The organism is Micromonospora sp. M51 (assembly GCF_018070305.1).
Taxonomy (GTDB): domain Bacteria; phylum Actinomycetota; class Actinomycetes; order Mycobacteriales; family Micromonosporaceae; genus Micromonospora; species Micromonospora parva.
This window is the reverse complement of the sequence record NZ_JAGPXZ010000058.1, coordinates 1-14,711: the sequence shown is the minus strand read 5'-3', so window position 1 is coordinate 14,711 and position 14,711 is coordinate 1. Positions and strand designations below refer to the sequence as shown.

Below are 14,711 nucleotides of genomic sequence, written 5' to 3'. Positions count from 1 at the left end.
GTCGAGCACCTTCGCCCCGGTCGGCGTGAGCATCACGTTGCTCGGCTTGATGTCGCGGTGCACCAACCCCTGCTCGTGCGCGGCGGCGAGCGCCGAGCCCACCTCGGCGCACACCCGCAACCCGGCGCGCGGCGGCAACGGACCGACCACCAACCGGTGTTCGAGGGTGTGACCGCCGAGCAACTCCATCACCACGAACGGGACCGCGACGCCCTCCAGCGTCGACTCGCCGTAGTCGTAGACGCTGGTGACATGCGGATGCGACAGCCGGGCCGCCGCCTTGGCCTCGCCCCGGATCCGCTGTCCGGCGTTGCTGTCCGAGGCGACCAGCACCTTCACCGCCACGTCCCGTTCGAGCACCTCGTCGTACGCCCGGTGCACCGCCGACATGCCGCCACTGCCGAGACGCTCCAGGAGCCGGTAGCGGCCCGCAAGCAACTGATCACGCTGCACGACGGACAGCCTGCCGTACCGGCCCGGCGTGGGGCCACCCGGGATCGAGGTATCGCGATGATTGGACGCGGGCTTCGGCTATCGCCCGCCGAGATCCGGGTGGGCCCGCAGGAACGCCTCCCCCTGGCGGGCAGCCCGAAGGACCAGCACGATCAGGACGGCCCAGATCACCACCAGCAGCCCACCGATCACCACGTGGAACGGCGCGAACCCCAGGAACGCCTGACCGGCACCTGTCATCGCCAACCCGGCGATGACCAGCACGAACCAACGTTGGGCGATGGCCTGACGGGCCGTCTCCACGAGGAGGGCCGGGTCCTCGCCGGGCTCGGGTGTGCCGCGCCGAACCTGCCGCCCCAACCGTCGGCGGCGCGACCAACTGAGCGTCGTCAGCGGTGACTGGCGACGGGTGGCGCGATACCGGCCGGTGCGTACGGCCCACACGATTGCCACGATCTCGACGCCCAGGCCGAGCAGACACAGGGCCGCGCCGAAGGTGCTCGCCCAGCGCGGCGGGTCGCCGTCGAAGATGCCGGTGTCCGCACCGCCCACCGCGCTGCCGATCACCAGCCCGCCGACCACCACGACCAGCAGCACGACGGCGAGAACCGGACCAGTTCGACGTCTTCCCCGTCCGGTGCGCTCCGGTGGCGTCGCCGGTGTGTCCATAGTGGCCCCCCGATCACCGTGTGGAGCGGGGACTACCCATCGACGCGGGAAGCTGAAACGCGGTCAGTCGCCGGTCGGTGGTCGCCAGGCGAAGCGGGGCGTACGGCGTTCGGCGACGGCCGCGACACCCTCCCTGGCCTCGCCCGTGGTCGTCACCTTCCGGTGCCACCAGGCGATCCGCGCGGGTTCGGCCCGATCGTCGATGATCTCCTTGGCGGCGGCGATGCTCACCGGTGAACGCTGGGCGATGGTGGCGGTCAGCTCGTCCACCCGCGCGGCGAGTCGGTCGGCCGGCAGCACCTCGTCGACCAGGCCGATCCGCAGCGCCCGCTCGGCGTCGATCAGCTCGGCGGTGAACAGCAGATGCTTGGCGGCGGACGGACCGATCAGCCGGGCCAGCCGGCGCGTCGTCGGCGCCGGATAGACCAGCCCGAGCCGGGCCGGCGGTACGCCGAACCGGGCGTCGTCAGCGGCGATCCGCAGGTCGCAGGCGACCGCCAGCTGTGCCCCACCCCCGACGCAGGCGCCCCGGACGGCCGCGACCGTCGGCTTGGCGAATCGGGCCAGCCGTTCCTCGGCGGCCACCGCGATGCTGGTGTCACCGGCGTCCAACAGTTCGGCCAGATCACCGAGGTCGGCACCGGCGCAGAAGGCGTCACCGGCACCGGTGAGCACCAACGCCCGTACGTCGGGGTTGGGCTCCAGCCGGTCGAGCAGTTCGGGGAGCTGACGCCACATGGCCGCGGTCATCGCGTTGCGCCGAGCCGGGTTGTGGATCACCACTGTCGCGACCGGTCCGGTCACCTCGACTGTCAACTCCGCATCCGACACGCCCACCTCCTCATCCGCGCCACAGTGCGCGACGACGCCGACCGACCCGCGACGCCGACCTGGCCGCGACGCCGCAGGCCCGGTCGCCCCGACGCCGCACGCCCGGTCGCCCGGTCGCCGCGACGCCCGACGCCGCACGCCGAAGCACCCCGACGCCGCACACCAGCCCCGGCGACCATAACCGCGCCGACCCGCGACCGATCGGCCAGGCTGGCCCGCCGCACGCGTGGCGCTGGGCAATCTTGGACAGTTTCCGTTGGCGCGTAACGGAAACTGTCCAAGATTGCCGGAAACCGAGCGAGGCACGGGCCGAGGACCACCGTGCGGCTCGGATATCGACGGCGCCCGTTCGGGGGAGGCCCGTGACATGGGAACCGACGCTGCGGGCCGCGCGTCCGACGGGGATGAGAGCCACCTCGACAACCGGCGTCACAGTCGCGCTACTGGTCACCCTGCTGGCCGGGGGCACCAGCACCGACCGGGCCGGCACCGCCGGAAATCCTCCACCGGACACCCCCGCCCCGACGGCCACCGTCCCGACCGCCGGCACCTCAACGCCCGGCTCCACCCCCACGGCCGCCAGTGCCGCAGCCGCCCAGGTGACGCTGCGGAGTTCGGGCGGCTTCGCGGGCCGCGGCGACGTCGTGACCGTCGAGCCGGACGGTCGGTGGACCGCTGTGGACCGGGCCGGCAGCCGGCGCACCGGTCGGCTCAGCCCCGCCGACCTGGGCAGCCTGACGGCTCTGGCCGCCGACCCCCGGCTCGCCGTCGAGGCGGGGCAACCGACCACCGCTACCAATTGCGCGGACGTGATGCACTACCGCCTCACCGTGGGCAGCACCGAAACCGGGTACGCCGACTGCCCGGCCGAGGGGCCCCCGCCGCCGGCTACGCAGGCCCTGGTCAAGCTGCTGCTGCGGGCCACCGGCACCTAGACCAGGTAGTCCGGGGGCAGGCCGGTGCCCCGCAACTCCGCCGGAAGGTGGGCGACGTCGTTGACGGCGATCAGGTTCGGCGGGCCGGAGGGGCTGTACCGGATGACGGTCAAACCCGCGTTGTGCGAGTTCAAGCCCAGCCACCGCTGCTCCGGCGCGTCGAGGGCGTGCCGCACCAGCCAGCCGATCAGAAAGGTGTGCGTCACGACCAGCTCGCGGACCGGCTCGTCACCGGCTGTCGCCCCGGTGGCCGGACCGGCGAACCGACGCACGGCCGCCGCCGTCACCTGCGGCCCGTCGACCCGCTGGGCCGCCGAGAACTGGGCCAGGAATGTCGCGTACGCGGGCGGCAGGTCGGTCGGGTCCGTGTCGTGTGGAAGGTGGTCACCGGCCAGCTCCGTCTCGTACACCGGAACATCGGGCAGTGACGTGGCGATCAGCGCGGCGGTCTGCGCGGCCCGGCGCAGCGGCCCGTGGTGGACGGCGGCGAACCGGCGGCCGCGCAGGCGTTCGCCGAGCAGGGTGGCCTGCTGCCGACCGCGCTCGGACAGGCCGGTGTCGGGCTCCTCGGCGGTTGAGCCGTTCAGCTCGGACAGGTCCTGCTCGGCGTGTCTGGTCAGGTACAGCAGTCGCGTCGCCATGGCTGACACCTCAACACACCGGGAGGCACGGTCGCGACCCCGTGCCTCCCGGCCCCGCACACGTCGGCTCAGTCGGTCCGACCGGATGCCGCTCGCGCGAAGGTGACCGACACCCACAGCCAACCGGCCGACACCGCCAAGCCGAACGCCACCATTACCGCCGGTGCCGGCCGGACGATCAGCGTCACCCAGGCCACCGCGAAGAACACCCCCGTCACCAGGCTGTACGCGGCCCGACCGCGCGCCCCGTGCCGTGCGGCCCGACGGGCCGCCAGCACCGTCGCCGCGATCAGCGACCCGAAGGCGACCGCCGCCACCAGGAAGTGCAGACCCCCGTGCCAACTGATCTCACCGGCACCCCGAGGCGTGCCGACCGGGAACCCGTCGGCCGGATCGGCGCTGAAGATCGCCGCCCCGACCAGGCCCAGGCCGTACAGCGCGAGCAGTCGGGGCAGCCAGACCGACCGGTCACCGTCGCCGGCACGGCGGCGCAGCGCCCCGGCGGCCAGCACGCAGAGCACTCCGCTGACCAGGAACGTGACGATCTGGATCCAGCCCAGCTCGCCGGTGCTCAGCACGCTGACCGGGTGCCGGCGAAAGTCGAAGCCGTCCCGGGTCGACGCCTGCGCGATCGCCGAGCCGGCGAAGATCGGGCCGGCGAGCACCCCGCCGATCAGCAGTGCGCGGTCCCGGCCGACAGCCGCCGGCCGGACCAGTGGAAGAGACGCGGCCTGACTCATCGTCCGCCCCCTACGCCCGCGGGAACATCTGGCCGATGCGGATCTTGTTTCCGAACGGGTCCCGAATGCCGAAGTCGATCCCGTACGGGCGCTCGGTCGGCTCGTCGGTGATCTCGACGCCCTTCGCCACCAGATCCTCGTGCGTCTTGCGGGCGTCGTCGGTGGTCATGAAGAGGTACCCGCCGAGGGCACCCTTGGTGAGCAGCTCGCGGACCTGCTCGGCGGTGGCCGGGTCCAGCGCGGGCGGCCCCGGCTTCTCCAGCAGGATCTCCCGCTCCGGGTCGCCGGGCAGGTTGACGGTCAACCACCGCATGAAACCGAGGTCCTGGTCGGTGTTGACCTCCATGCCGAGCTTGTTGACGTAGAAGTCAAGCGCGGCGTCCTGGTCGAGGACGTAGATCTGGGAGCGGCTGATCGCGTTCATCGTCATGCCCATGACGCTAGAGGTTGGGCGTGACCTGCGGCTTATCCAAAACTGCTGGGTCGGGTCCAGGCTTTGGTGAAGCACGACGGCACGTTGGCCGGCGCGACGCGCTGACGCCGGAAATCCGAGGGCGACTCGCCGACGATCTGCCGGAACGTCCGGCTGAACGTGCCGAGGCTGCCGAAGCCGACGGCGTAACAAATATCCGTCACGTCCCGGTCGGTCTCCACCAACAACGCCATCGCCCGCTCCACCCGGCGGCGTTGTAGGTAGCGGTGCGGAGTCTCGCCGAAGGTGGCCCGGAAGGTACGGATGAAGTGCGCCTCGGAGACGAGCGCGATCCGGGCCAACGCCGGGATGTCCAGGGGCTCGGCGTACGCCCGGTCCATCGCGTCCCGGGCGCGCAGCATCGCCCGGTTCGACTCCTCCACCGCGCGACTCATCGGCCCCCGCCTCGCTCGCCCGTTGCCGGGCCCAGGCTACCGCCGACCCGGTGAGCCGGCGTTCAAACCCGTCTCCGTTGTGACATCGGCCTATGGCCGGGACGGACCGGCCACGCCAGCATGGAGGGCATGACTCGTGCACTCATCGCCCTGACCAGTCACTCCGAGCTGGGCCGCACCGGCCGTTCGACCGGCTACTACGTCGGCGAGGCCGCCGAGCCGTGGGAAGTGTTCCGGGCCGCCGGCTACGACGTCGACCTGGTGTCCGTGGCCGGCGGCGAGCCGCCGGTAGACGGCCGGGACGAGAACGACAGCACCCAGAACGACTTCCTCGCCACCGCCGGCGTCGCGGACACCCCGAGGGCCGCCGACGTCGACCCGGCGGGGTACGACGTGATCCTCTTCGCCGGCGGTCACGGCACCATGTGGGACTTCCCCGACGACCCCGACCTGGCCCGCATCGCCCGCTCGGTCTACGAGCGCGGCGGCGTGGTGGCGGCCGTCTGCCACGGTCCGGCGGCGCTGGTGAACCTGACCCTCACCGACGGCTCCCGGCTGCTCGCCGGCAAGCGGGTGGCCGGCTTCACCAACAGCGAGGAGGCCTCCGTCGGCCTCACCGACGAGGTGCCTTTCCTTCTCGCCGACAAGCTCACCGAGGCTGGCGCGCAGCACGTACCGGCACCGGACTTCACTGAGCACGCGGTGGTCGACGGCCGCCTGGTGACCGGTCAGAACCCACAGTCCGCCCGCGCCGTGGCCGCGGCCGTGGTGAAGCTGCTCGCCTGAGCGCCGGTCGGATCCGGTAGTCGCCTGGCGGGCCGGTGGCACGCAGCTCGGGCGGCAGGCGGGAAGGCCCGCGGCAAGCTCGACGGGAAACTGTCGTGAGTGCCGCTGCTGTCAACTGGTCGACTCGTGGCAGTGCCCATCGGGAAATGCCTGATGGAATTGGAGCCCCCGGCCGGGATCGAACCGGCGACATCTCGCTTACAAGGCGAGTGCTCTGGCCAGCTGAGCTACAGGGGCGCGTGCGTCGAGGTCAGCATAGCGACTGACGTCCGGATATCCCGATCGCGAGGCCTCCCGACCACGGGAATCGTCAACAACCCGACGCACACCGGTTCGCCGTGGCGTCGATTGATGTCTGACCGTGCCCGAGTGACCGGAATGCGTAGCCCGCCTGGTGGGCTCGGCGGCCCCCCGCCTTGGCAGCACGGGTAAACGCGTTTACGGTTCACTCACACGGACGACGACCGGGCGCCCCCGCGACCGGGCCGCCGTCCGTTGACCGGCACGGACACGTGCCGGTTGCTCCTTCACTCGGATCGTCCGGCACGTTCCTGCCGGTGAAAGGAAGCGCTTCACCATGGCTACGGTCACCTATTCCAAGGCGTCCCGGATCTACCCGGGCCAAGAGCGTCCCGCCGTCAACGAGCTGAACCTCGAGATCGGCGACGGGGAGTTCCTCGTCCTGGTCGGTCCCTCCGGTTGCGGTAAGTCCACCAGCCTGCGGATGCTCGCCGGCCTGGAGGACGTGGACGCCGGTTCGATCTACATCGACCAGCGTGACGTCACCCACCTCCCCCCGAAGGCCCGCGACATCGCGATGGTCTTCCAGAACTACGCCCTCTACCCGCACATGACGGTGTACGAGAACATGGCGTTCGCGCTGAAGCTGCGCAAGACCTCCAAGTCGGAGATCGACCGGCGGGTCAAGGAGGCGGCCGGGCTGCTCCAGTTGGAGGAGTACCTCAGCCGTAAGCCGAAGGCGCTCTCCGGTGGTCAGCGCCAGCGTGTCGCGATGGGCCGGGCGATCGTCCGCGAGCCGCAGGTCTTCCTCATGGACGAGCCGCTGTCGAACCTCGACGCCAAGCTCCGGGTGCAGACCCGTACCCAGATCGCGTCCCTGCAGGCCAAGCTGGGCGTCACCACCGTCTACGTCACGCACGACCAGGTCGAGGCCATGACCATGGGTCACCGGGTCGCGGTGCTGCTCGACGGTGTCCTGCAGCAGGTGGACACCCCGCGGGCGCTCTACGACACCCCGGCCAACGTGTTCGTCGCCGGCTTCATGGGCTCTCCCGCCATGAACATCAAGACCGTTCCGCTGAACGAGCGGGGCGCCGAGTTCGCCGAGCTGAACATCCCGCTGACCCGGGAGCAGGTTGAGGCGGCCCGCGCCGAGGGTGGCGACGGCAAGGTCACCGTGGGCTTCCGCCCGGAGGACTGCGAGCTGGTCAGCCCGACCGAGGGCGGCATGCCGGTCGTGGTCGAGCTGGTCGAGGACCTCGGTTCGGACGCCAACGTCTACGGCCACGCCGCGCTGGGTGGCAACTCGGAGCGCTTCGTCGTCCGCACCGACCGGCGCAACATGCCGAACATGGGTGACACCGTGTTCGTCAAGCCGGTCGCCGGTCGCAGCCACGTCTTCCACGCCGCCACCGGCAGCCGGATCTGACGTAACGCCGTACCGAAAGGGGCGGTCCGCTTCGGCGGGCCGCCCCTTTCGTCGTACCGGCGGTGGCGCCTCACCCCCGGGAGCCAGCGCGCAGGTGGCTCTTCGGGGTGACTCGGCACGGCTGGCCGTTCCCCTACCGTCACGGCAACCCCGAACCGGAGGACGTGCCGTGCCGACCGATCTCGCCCGACCCGCTGCCCACCAGCCGACCGCCCGTTCCCGGCCGTACCAGGTGGTTCGCCTGGCCGGCCGGAGCCTCGCCTACTGCGCGACGCTGATCCCGGTCGCCGTCCTCACGTTGGTGACCGCCCCGCTGGGCGGAGCCGACGCCGCCGTCACACGCTGGCGAGCCCTGCGTACCGGACTGCTCGGGATGCCACCGACGGCCGTGCCCGGCCGGCGGCCCGGCACCGTCGCGGTGCTCGGCCACGCGCTGCTCAGCCTGCTGGTGGGTGCCGTTGCCCTGCTGCCACTCGGCGTGCAGCTGCTGATGGTGCTGCGGGGTGTGCTGTACGGCCTGGTGGACCCGGGGCCGTACGACAACTCCTGGGGTGGTCCGACCCGGGCCGGCGCCTGGTTGGCGCACTTCCTGGTCGGCCTGCCGATGGCCGCCGCCGGGCTGGCCGCCCTGATCGGCATCGCCGCCGTGCACCAGCGGCTGACCCGACGCCTGGAGGGCGAGCGCGGCCCGCTCTGGTTGCTCCCGACAGTGCTGCTGATGGCGTTTGCCGGGGCGCTGCTCTTCGTCGCGTGGACCCGGCAGATCTGAGCACGAAGGCCCCTCCCGCGCGCGGCGGAAAGGGGCCTTCGTGGACGTGCGCTACAGCTCGACGGAGCGCCGACGGGCGACCTCGGCCAGGGCGACCGCCGCCGCCACGCTGGCGTTGAGCGACTCGACCTCGGAGATCATCGGGATGCTGACGGTCAGGTCGCAGGTCTCCCCGACCAGGCGGGACAGGCCGCGCCCCTCGGAACCGACAACCACCACCAGCGGGCCGACAGCGGCCTCCAGGTTGTAGAGGTCGGTGTCGCCGTCGGCGTCCAGGCCGACGACCATGAAGCCGGCGTCGCGGCACGCCTTCAGCGACCGGGTCAGGTTGGTCACCTGCGCCACGGGCACCCGCGCGGCCGCGCCGGCACTGGTCCGCCAGGCGGTCGCGGTGATCCCGGCGGCACGACGCTCGGGTACGAAGACACCCTGCGCGCCGAACGCGGCAGCCGACCGGATCACGGCGCCCAGGTTGCGCGGGTCGGTGACACCGTCCAGCGCGACCAGCAGCGGAGCCTGCTGCTCAAGGGCGGCGGCGACCATGTCCTCGAACGGCTGGTACGCGAAGGGCGGCACCTGCAGACCGACGCCCTGGTGCAGCACCCCGCCGGTCATCCGGTCCAGCTCGGCGCGGCTGATCTCCAGGTTGGCGATGCCCCGGTCGGCGGCGGTCCGGATGATCTCGTTGACCCGGTCGTCCATGTCGATGCCCTGGGCGGTGTAGAGCGCCGTCGCCGGCACGTTGGCGCGCAGCGCCTCCAGCACCGGGTTACGCCCGACCAGCAGCTCAGGGGTGTCCTTGGACGGGTTGGACTTGCGCCCCGGCGTCACCCGGGGGCCGGACCGCCCGGTGGGCTTGCCGCCCCGCCCGCCGGTGGCACCCCGACCGGCCGGCACCCCCCGGCCGCCGCCCCGGCCCCAGGTGGTGTCCTTGCTTCCGGGCTGCCCGATCTTGGGGGCTCGCCCCTCCTCGGCTGCCGCGCGGCGCTCCTTGTCCTGCTTCCAGGCGGTGCGCTGGGGCAGCTTCTCGGTGCCCGAGTAGCCCTTGTGCCACGGTCGCTCGTCAGCGGGCAGGGTGCGACCCCGGCCGGCCAACGAGTCCTTGTTCTTGCCACCAGAGCCCTTGGGGGCGGTCGCCTTCGACGTCAGTCGCCGGCCACGGCGCTGCGAGTTGCCGGCCATCAGTCCTGCTCTCCAATAGTCCAACGGGGGCCCTGGGGGGTGTCCTCGACCACCACGCCGGCCAGCTTGAGCTGGTCACGCACCGCGTCCGCGGCGGCCCAGTCCTTGCGGCCCCGCGCCTGCGCACGCTGCTCCAGGGCCAGCGCGATCAGGGAGTCCACCACCGCACGAAGATCGTCCGATGGGCCGCCGCCGGTCCAGGCCGGGTCGAGAGGGTCGATCCCGAGGATATCCAGCATTGCCCGCACCACGGCCAGCGTGGTGCGGACGGTCACATCGTCGCCGGCGCTCAGGGCGGTGTTGCCGTCCCGAATGTGCTGTTGCAGCACGGCCAGCGCGGCGGACGTGTTGAGGTCGTCGTTCATCGCCGCGACGAAGCCCGCCGGCAGCTCACCGAGCTGCCCGGCACCGACCCGCTCGGCGGCCCGCTGCACGAAACCCTCGATCCGTCGGTACGCGGTGGCCGCGTCCCGCAGCGAATCCTCCGAGTAGTCGATCACCGAGCGGTAGTGCGCGGCGGCGTAGTAGTAGCGCAGCTCCACCGGCCGCACCCCGAGCGAGTCCACGTACGCCAGGCCCAACGCGTTACCAGCGGACTTGCCCATCTTGGCCCCGCCGATGCTCAACAGCCCGTGGTGCACCCAGTACCGGGCGAACGGCAACCCGGCCGCCTTGGACTGGGCGATCTCGTTCTCGTGGTGCGGGAACGTCAGATCCAGGCCACCGCCGTGAATGTCGAACTCCGGGCCGAGATAGCGCCAGCACATCGCCGAGCACTCGATGTGCCAACCCGGACGGCCCAACCCCCACGGCGACGGCCAGTAGGCGTCCGCCGGCTCGTCCGGTTTGGCGCCCTTCCACAGCGCGAAGTCGCGCGGATCCCGCTTGCCCCGATCCGGGGCGTCCCCGGCGGACTGCATGGCGTCCGGAGACTGACCCGACAGCGACCCGTACGCCGGCCAGGACGCCACGTCGAAGTAGACGTCGCCCGAGCCGTCACTCGCCGGGTACGCATGCCCGTCGGCGATCAACTTCGTGATCAGCTCGTGCATCTCGGGGATGTGCCCGGTGGCGCGCGGCTCATAGGTGGGCGGCAGCACGTTCAACGACCGGTACGACTGGGCGAGCAGCAACTCGTTGGCGTACGCGATCGACCAGAACGGACGCCCCTGCTCGCCCGCCTTGACCAGAATCTTGTCGTCGATGTCGGTCAGATTGCGAATGAAGGTGACCTCGTAGCCGGCGGCCATCAACCAACGACGCAGCACGTCATAGTTGACCCCGGAACGAAGGTGACCGATGTGCGGCGGAGCCTGAAGGGTGAGACCACACAGGTAAACCCCCACCTTGCCGGCTTCCCGCGGGACGAAGTCCCGCACCGATCGGGTGGCAGTGTCATACAGGCGTAGCGTCACCGTACAAGGGTAGCTGTCCGCGCCTGTCCGAGTCGGCCGGTGCCGGGTCGTACGCTGCCAGGCGTGGATGCGACCGCACGCTCCGGTGGCTCCGGTGACCTGCCAGCCAACCCCACCGCCCCCGCCCCCGATTCGGCTGACGCCGACGCGAGGCGACCCGACGCGGCTGCGGGGCCGCCCCCGACCGGCGCAAGGCGGGCCGACGCGGGCCCGGGGCGGGCCGACGCGGGCGCGGGACCGGCTCCCACCGGCGCTGGGCGGGCCGATGCGGGCGCGGGGCGGGCCGATGCGGGCGCGGGGCGGGCCGATGCGGGCGCGGGGCGGGCCGACGCTGTTGCCCCGCCGTCCGGCGCGGGCCTGGGGCGGGCCGACGGGGTTGCCGGGCGGGGCGGGGAGACGTCGCAGACGCTGGACCGGGGGTTGCGGCTGCTGCACCTGGTCGCCGAGGCGCCTGGGGGTCTGACCGTCACCGAGGCCGCGAATCGGCTCGGCATCGGCCGGGCAGCCGTCTACCGGCTGGTCAGTGCGTTGACCGGGCACGGCATGCTGCGCCGCGACGATGAGGGTCGGCTGCGCCTGGGGGCCGGGTTGTTGCACCTGGCCCGGCGGGCCCAGCCGCTGCTCGCCGAGGGTGCGCTGCCCGCGCTGCGTCGCCTCGCCGAGCAGGCCGGCGCCACCGCCCACCTGACCGTCGTCGAAGGTGGAGAGGGTGTCGCCCTGGCCGTGGTGGAGCCGAGCTGGACGTCGTTCCACGTCGCGTACCGGGCCGGGGCGCGGCATCCACTGGACCGGGGAGCGGCGGGCCGGGCGATCCTGGCCGGGCGAGCCGGGGTGGCAGAGGCGGTCAGCAGCAGCGGAGAGTTGCAGGCCGGGGCGTACGGGGTGGCCGCACCGGTGCTCGACGTACCCGGGCTGGAGGCCAGCGTCGGCGTGGTCGCGCTCGCCCCGCTGGACGTCGACACGATCGGCCCTCAGGTGCTGGCCGCCGCCCGAGCCATCACCACCGCCCTCAGCTGACCCCGGCTCGCCGGCCAGGATCGCCCGGCCTCGGGCGTGATCGACTCGGGTTCACGGAAGTCGCGGTATCCCATGGCCAACGACCGCCCGACTTTCAGGAACGCGAGTGGATCGTCGCCCATCAGCGGCCCCGGGTGCCTCATCGGTCGGTGGGATCCGGTCGGTGACTCCTCAGTCGATGGACATGGCCGGTGACTCCTCGGTCGGCGGACATGGCCGGTGACTCCTCGGTCGGCGGATATGGCCGGTTGCCATAGCACGATCGGCAGGCGGAGTCGCCGTTGTCCACAGGTCCGGCGGCAGGTGCAGGCCGGGTTGTCCACAGGGGTTTCGAGGGCCGCTCGGTGGTCGGCAGTCTGCTCGGTATGCCACCACGTCCGCATCGCCCCGATGCCCTGACCTGGCAGGTCTTCCGCGGCTCCGACGCTGTCCGGGAAGGCCTGCTCACCGAACATCAGCTGCGCAACTCCGCCTGGGTGCGGTTGCGCCACGACATCTACGCCGACGCACGGCTGGACCGCGACCACGCCCTGGCGTGTCGCGCCGCCCTCCTCCGCCTACCGCAGGCAGTGGTGGTCGGCGGTCCGTCGGCCGCCTACCTGCACGGCGTCCACCACGCCGCGAGCTTCACCGACGACGTGCACGTCCTCGTGCCCCGATCGCTGCGGGTCGGTCCACAGCGTGGCCTCAGCGTGCACGTCAACACCATCACCCCGCTCGTGGCACCGCCCGACCCGGGACGACCGTCAGGCGCGGGGCCAACGCCCGACCCGGGACGACCGTCAGGCGCGGGGCCAACGCCCGACCCGGGGCGACCGTCAGGCGCGGGGCCAACGCCCGACCCGGGGCGACCGTCAGGCGCGGGGCAACCGCCAGATGCGGGGCGTCCGTCGGGCGCTGGACGTCCACGTGATGCGACGCGACCGACGGGAGCAGGGCGACCACCTGTCGGCCGAATGTCGCCACGGCCAGCACCGCTGCTGTCCCGCCAGGCCGCAGTGTCCGCCCGCGCAGGGGGTGTCATGACGGCGAGCGCGGGCGATGGGTGGTCGGCGGCCAGCCCGCTCAGGTCCAGCGAGCGCGATCTGCCGATCCCCCGGTCCGACCCCGGGCGGGCCGCCTGGGAGACGGCTGTCTGGCTCGACCCCGTCCGGGCGGTCGCCATCGTCGACTCGTTGCTCTGGCAGGGTCTGACCGGGCGCGACACCTTGGACGCCATCGCTGCCCGCAATGCCGATCGGCCCGGTGGACGACGGGCACGCTGGGTCTTCGACCTGGCCGACGGTGGAGCCGAGTCTCCGCCGGAGTCGCACCTTCGCGTGCGGCTGGTGCTGGGCGGGCTACCGCGTCCGGCGGTTCAACATCCGATACGTCTGCCCGTCGGGGTTGTCCTGCACCCCGATCTGGCCTGGCCGCAGTATCGGGTGGCGGTCGAGTACGACGGGACGTGGCATTCCGACGCGGAGCAGTTGCACCGCGACCGCCGCCGACTCAATCAGCTGGTCGCCGCGGGTTGGCTGGTCCTGCACGTGACCAGTCGACGGCTGTACGGCGATTTTCCGGCGGTCCTCCGAGAGGTGCGCGACGCGCTGGTCAGCCGCGGATGGCGACCGGCATCATCCAGATGACCAGGATCATCTCGGGTTTCCGGAAACCGCGCCCTCCCTCAGGCTCCGACACCGCGCCTTCAAGAAACCCGAGTCGATCATGACCGAGGCCAGGTAGGCGCGCCCCGGCAGGCGAGCCCGGGACGACGCCCCACGCCGAGACGACAGACCAGCCCCGGGACGACGGCCCGAGCCCGGGACGACAGACCAGGCCCGGGACGACGGACCAGGCCCGGGACGACGGACCAGGCCCGGGACGACGGACCAGGCCCGGACACCACAGGGCCCGGTCGACAGGCGTCGACCGGGCCCCGGGGCGTGGTGGCGGTTGGGCCACCTGGCAGTGCGATGTGCGCTACGGGCGCGCGTTCGGCTTGAGCGGGGTCTTCACCGCCGCGTAGGCATCGACGATCCCGTAGCCGTAGAAGCCGTTGAAGTTGACCCCGCCGGCGCAGTACGCGTCGTAGGTCTCGTCCCGGCCTTCGTTGCGGTACTGCTGCAGGCGCGGCTCCGGGCAGGCGTGCTCGGCGGCCGTGCGGTAGAGGTGCTGTTCGACCTGGTCCGGCGACATCCCGAAGCCGGTCCGACCCTGCGCCTTGCCGTGCCGGCTGACGATCAGCGCGGCGACGCCGGCGGCGTGCGGGGACGCCATCGAGGTGCCCTGGAGGTACGTGTAGTAGCCGCACTCACCGTTGGCCTTGCACTGCTTGAAGACCGAGTTTTCGAATCCGGCGACGATGTTGCCGTCGGCGTCGACCGACCCCTCCTCCTGAAGCACGTGCTTCGGGTACGTCGACAGAATCATGTTGGCGTCGGTACGGAAGGTGTCGGTGCCGAAGCCGTCCCGGAACCAACCGCCCGGCGCGGCGACGGAGATCTGCTCGGTGCCGTAGTTGGAGAAGTCCGACTTCTTGCCGGACGGGCCAACCGACGACACACCGATCACGTGCGGGCCTTCGGTGGGCAGGTCCCAGCAGCTCTCGTTGTCGATCGGCCGGGGGTACGGGTCAGCGCCGTAGTCGGGGCTCGTGACGTCGGTACGCGGTGCGCCCAGGTCCTCGTTGTTGTTGCCGAGCGCGCCGTCGAGGGTGACGCCGTTGTTGTGCGCGAAGTTCAGCGCCCGCTGCATC

General features: G+C 71.9%; 17 protein-coding genes and 1 tRNA gene. 6 read left to right on the top strand and 12 right to left on the bottom strand.

Annotation, left to right across the window (positions count from 1 at the left end; translation table 11 throughout):
* From KBX53_RS05615 to KBX53_RS05605, 3 genes are all read right to left on the bottom strand, one after another.
* Positions 1-453: protein kinase (locus KBX53_RS05615; protein WP_309140715.1), on the bottom strand; the 453-nt coding region annotated here is incomplete at its 3' end.
* Between the two features lie 78 nt (positions 454-531).
* Positions 532-1,122: a hypothetical protein gene (locus KBX53_RS05610; RefSeq protein WP_210858037.1), complete on the bottom strand. Its 591-nt coding sequence runs from the start codon at positions 1,120-1,122 to the stop codon at positions 532-534.
* 63 nt (positions 1,123-1,185) lie between these two features.
* On the bottom strand, positions 1,186-1,959 hold the full coding sequence (locus KBX53_RS05605) for an enoyl-CoA hydratase/isomerase family protein (protein WP_210858036.1): 774 nt from the start codon (positions 1,957-1,959) through the stop codon (positions 1,186-1,188).
* Positions 1,960-2,315: 356 nt separating this feature from the next.
* On the opposite strand from KBX53_RS05605, the gene KBX53_RS05600 reads away from it, so the two are divergent.
* A complete protein-coding gene (locus KBX53_RS05600) occupies positions 2,316-2,888 on the top strand; it encodes a hypothetical protein (RefSeq protein WP_210858035.1) in 573 nt (190 codons plus the stop codon).
* Here the strand turns inward: KBX53_RS05600 and KBX53_RS05595 are convergent.
* The 4 genes from KBX53_RS05595 to KBX53_RS05580 all read right to left on the bottom strand — a co-directional run bounded on the left by KBX53_RS05595 (position 2,885) and on the right by KBX53_RS05580 (position 5,136).
* Entirely contained in the window at positions 2,885-3,529 is a 645-nt protein-coding gene (locus KBX53_RS05595) for a histidine phosphatase family protein (RefSeq protein WP_030327850.1), read from the bottom strand. The genes KBX53_RS05600 and KBX53_RS05595 overlap by 4 nt on opposite strands.
* Before the next feature lie 68 nt (positions 3,530-3,597).
* Positions 3,598-4,269: a DUF998 domain-containing protein gene (locus KBX53_RS05590; RefSeq protein WP_051708119.1), complete on the bottom strand. Its 672-nt coding sequence runs from the start codon at positions 4,267-4,269 to the stop codon at positions 3,598-3,600.
* Positions 4,270-4,279: 10 nt separating this feature from the next.
* Positions 4,280-4,699 carry a VOC family protein gene (locus KBX53_RS05585; RefSeq protein WP_030327852.1) on the bottom strand — a complete coding sequence of 140 codons (420 nt, stop codon included), beginning with the start codon at positions 4,697-4,699 and terminating at the stop codon, positions 4,280-4,282.
* Positions 4,700-4,734: 35 nt separating this feature from the next.
* The gene (locus tag KBX53_RS05580) at positions 4,735-5,136 is read right to left on the bottom strand and encodes a helix-turn-helix domain-containing protein (protein ID WP_210858034.1); all 402 of its coding nucleotides are present in this window, start codon (positions 5,134-5,136) and stop codon (positions 4,735-4,737) included.
* Positions 5,137-5,265: 129 nt separating this feature from the next.
* On the opposite strand from KBX53_RS05580, the gene KBX53_RS05575 reads away from it, so the two are divergent.
* Positions 5,266-5,922, top strand: a complete 657-nt coding sequence (locus tag KBX53_RS05575) for a type 1 glutamine amidotransferase domain-containing protein (protein ID WP_245233487.1) — start codon at positions 5,266-5,268, stop codon at positions 5,920-5,922.
* 160 nt (positions 5,923-6,082) lie between these two features.
* On the opposite strand, the gene KBX53_RS05570 is transcribed toward KBX53_RS05575, so the two are convergent.
* A tRNA-Thr gene (locus KBX53_RS05570) sits at positions 6,083-6,159 on the bottom strand.
* A gap of 340 nt (positions 6,160-6,499) precedes the next feature.
* On the opposite strand from KBX53_RS05570, the gene KBX53_RS05565 reads away from it, so the two are divergent.
* Together KBX53_RS05565 and KBX53_RS05560 are read left to right on the top strand one after the other, a co-directional pair.
* Complete coding sequence (locus tag KBX53_RS05565; protein ID WP_030327855.1) at positions 6,500-7,591, top strand: ABC transporter ATP-binding protein; 1,092 nt, start codon at positions 6,500-6,502, stop codon at positions 7,589-7,591.
* A 169-nt stretch (positions 7,592-7,760) separates the two neighbouring features.
* Positions 7,761-8,360, top strand: a complete 600-nt coding sequence (locus KBX53_RS05560; protein WP_210858033.1) for a hypothetical protein — start codon at positions 7,761-7,763, stop codon at positions 8,358-8,360.
* Between the two features lie 51 nt (positions 8,361-8,411).
* Here the strand turns inward: KBX53_RS05560 and rlmB are convergent, their stop codons facing one another.
* A complete protein-coding gene (gene rlmB / locus KBX53_RS05555; protein ID WP_210858032.1) occupies positions 8,412-9,542 on the bottom strand; it encodes a 23S rRNA (guanosine(2251)-2'-O)-methyltransferase RlmB in 1,131 nt (376 codons plus the stop codon).
* Positions 9,542-10,957 carry a cysteine--tRNA ligase gene (cysS, locus tag KBX53_RS05550; RefSeq protein ID WP_210858031.1) on the bottom strand — a complete coding sequence of 472 codons (1,416 nt, stop codon included), beginning with the start codon at positions 10,955-10,957 and terminating at the stop codon, positions 9,542-9,544. Before cysS ends, rlmB begins: the two co-directional genes overlap by 1 nt.
* A gap of 357 nt (positions 10,958-11,314) precedes the next feature.
* Here cysS and KBX53_RS05545 point away from each other — a divergent pair, with 357 nt between their 5' ends.
* Positions 11,315-11,974, top strand: a complete 660-nt coding sequence (locus tag KBX53_RS05545) for an IclR family transcriptional regulator (RefSeq protein WP_210858038.1) — start codon at positions 11,315-11,317, stop codon at positions 11,972-11,974.
* Positions 11,975-12,531: 557 nt separating this feature from the next.
* On the opposite strand, the gene KBX53_RS36185 is transcribed toward KBX53_RS05545, so the two are convergent.
* A complete protein-coding gene (locus KBX53_RS36185; protein ID WP_247675150.1) occupies positions 12,532-12,672 on the bottom strand; it encodes a hypothetical protein in 141 nt (46 codons plus the stop codon).
* Positions 12,673-12,996: 324 nt separating this feature from the next.
* On the opposite strand from KBX53_RS36185, the gene KBX53_RS36180 reads away from it, so the two are divergent.
* Positions 12,997-13,602, top strand: coding sequence for an endonuclease domain-containing protein (locus KBX53_RS36180; RefSeq protein WP_247675149.1), 606 nt, complete (start codon positions 12,997-12,999; stop codon positions 13,600-13,602).
* A gap of 334 nt (positions 13,603-13,936) precedes the next feature.
* Here KBX53_RS36180 and KBX53_RS05535 read toward each other — a convergent pair.
* Positions 13,937-14,711: S8 family serine peptidase (locus KBX53_RS05535; RefSeq protein WP_210858029.1), on the bottom strand; the 775-nt coding region annotated here is incomplete at its 5' end.

Excerpts from the sequence above, each read along its gene's own strand:
- KBX53_RS05580 (WP_210858034.1), bottom strand. The coding sequence starts at position 5,136 with ATGAGTCGCGCGGTGGAGGAGTCGAACCGGGCGATGCTGCGCGCCCGG.
- KBX53_RS05565 (WP_030327855.1), top strand. The coding sequence starts at position 6,500 with ATGGCTACGGTCACCTATTCCAAGGCGTCCCGGATCTACCCGGGCCAA.
- KBX53_RS36180 (WP_247675149.1), top strand. The coding sequence starts at position 12,997 with ATGACGGCGAGCGCGGGCGATGGGTGGTCGGCGGCCAGCCCGCTCAGG.
- KBX53_RS05610 (WP_210858037.1), bottom strand. The coding sequence starts at position 1,122 with ATGGACACACCGGCGACGCCACCGGAGCGCACCGGACGGGGAAGACGT.
- rlmB (WP_210858032.1), bottom strand. The coding sequence starts at position 9,542 with ATGGCCGGCAACTCGCAGCGCCGTGGCCGGCGACTGACGTCGAAGGCG.
- KBX53_RS05590 (WP_051708119.1), bottom strand. The coding sequence starts at position 4,269 with ATGAGTCAGGCCGCGTCTCTTCCACTGGTCCGGCCGGCGGCTGTCGGC.
- KBX53_RS05575 (WP_245233487.1), top strand. The coding sequence starts at position 5,266 with ATGACTCGTGCACTCATCGCCCTGACCAGTCACTCCGAGCTGGGCCGC.
- KBX53_RS05585 (WP_030327852.1), bottom strand. The coding sequence starts at position 4,699 with ATGACGATGAACGCGATCAGCCGCTCCCAGATCTACGTCCTCGACCAG.
- KBX53_RS05595 (WP_030327850.1), bottom strand. The coding sequence starts at position 3,529 with ATGGCGACGCGACTGCTGTACCTGACCAGACACGCCGAGCAGGACCTG.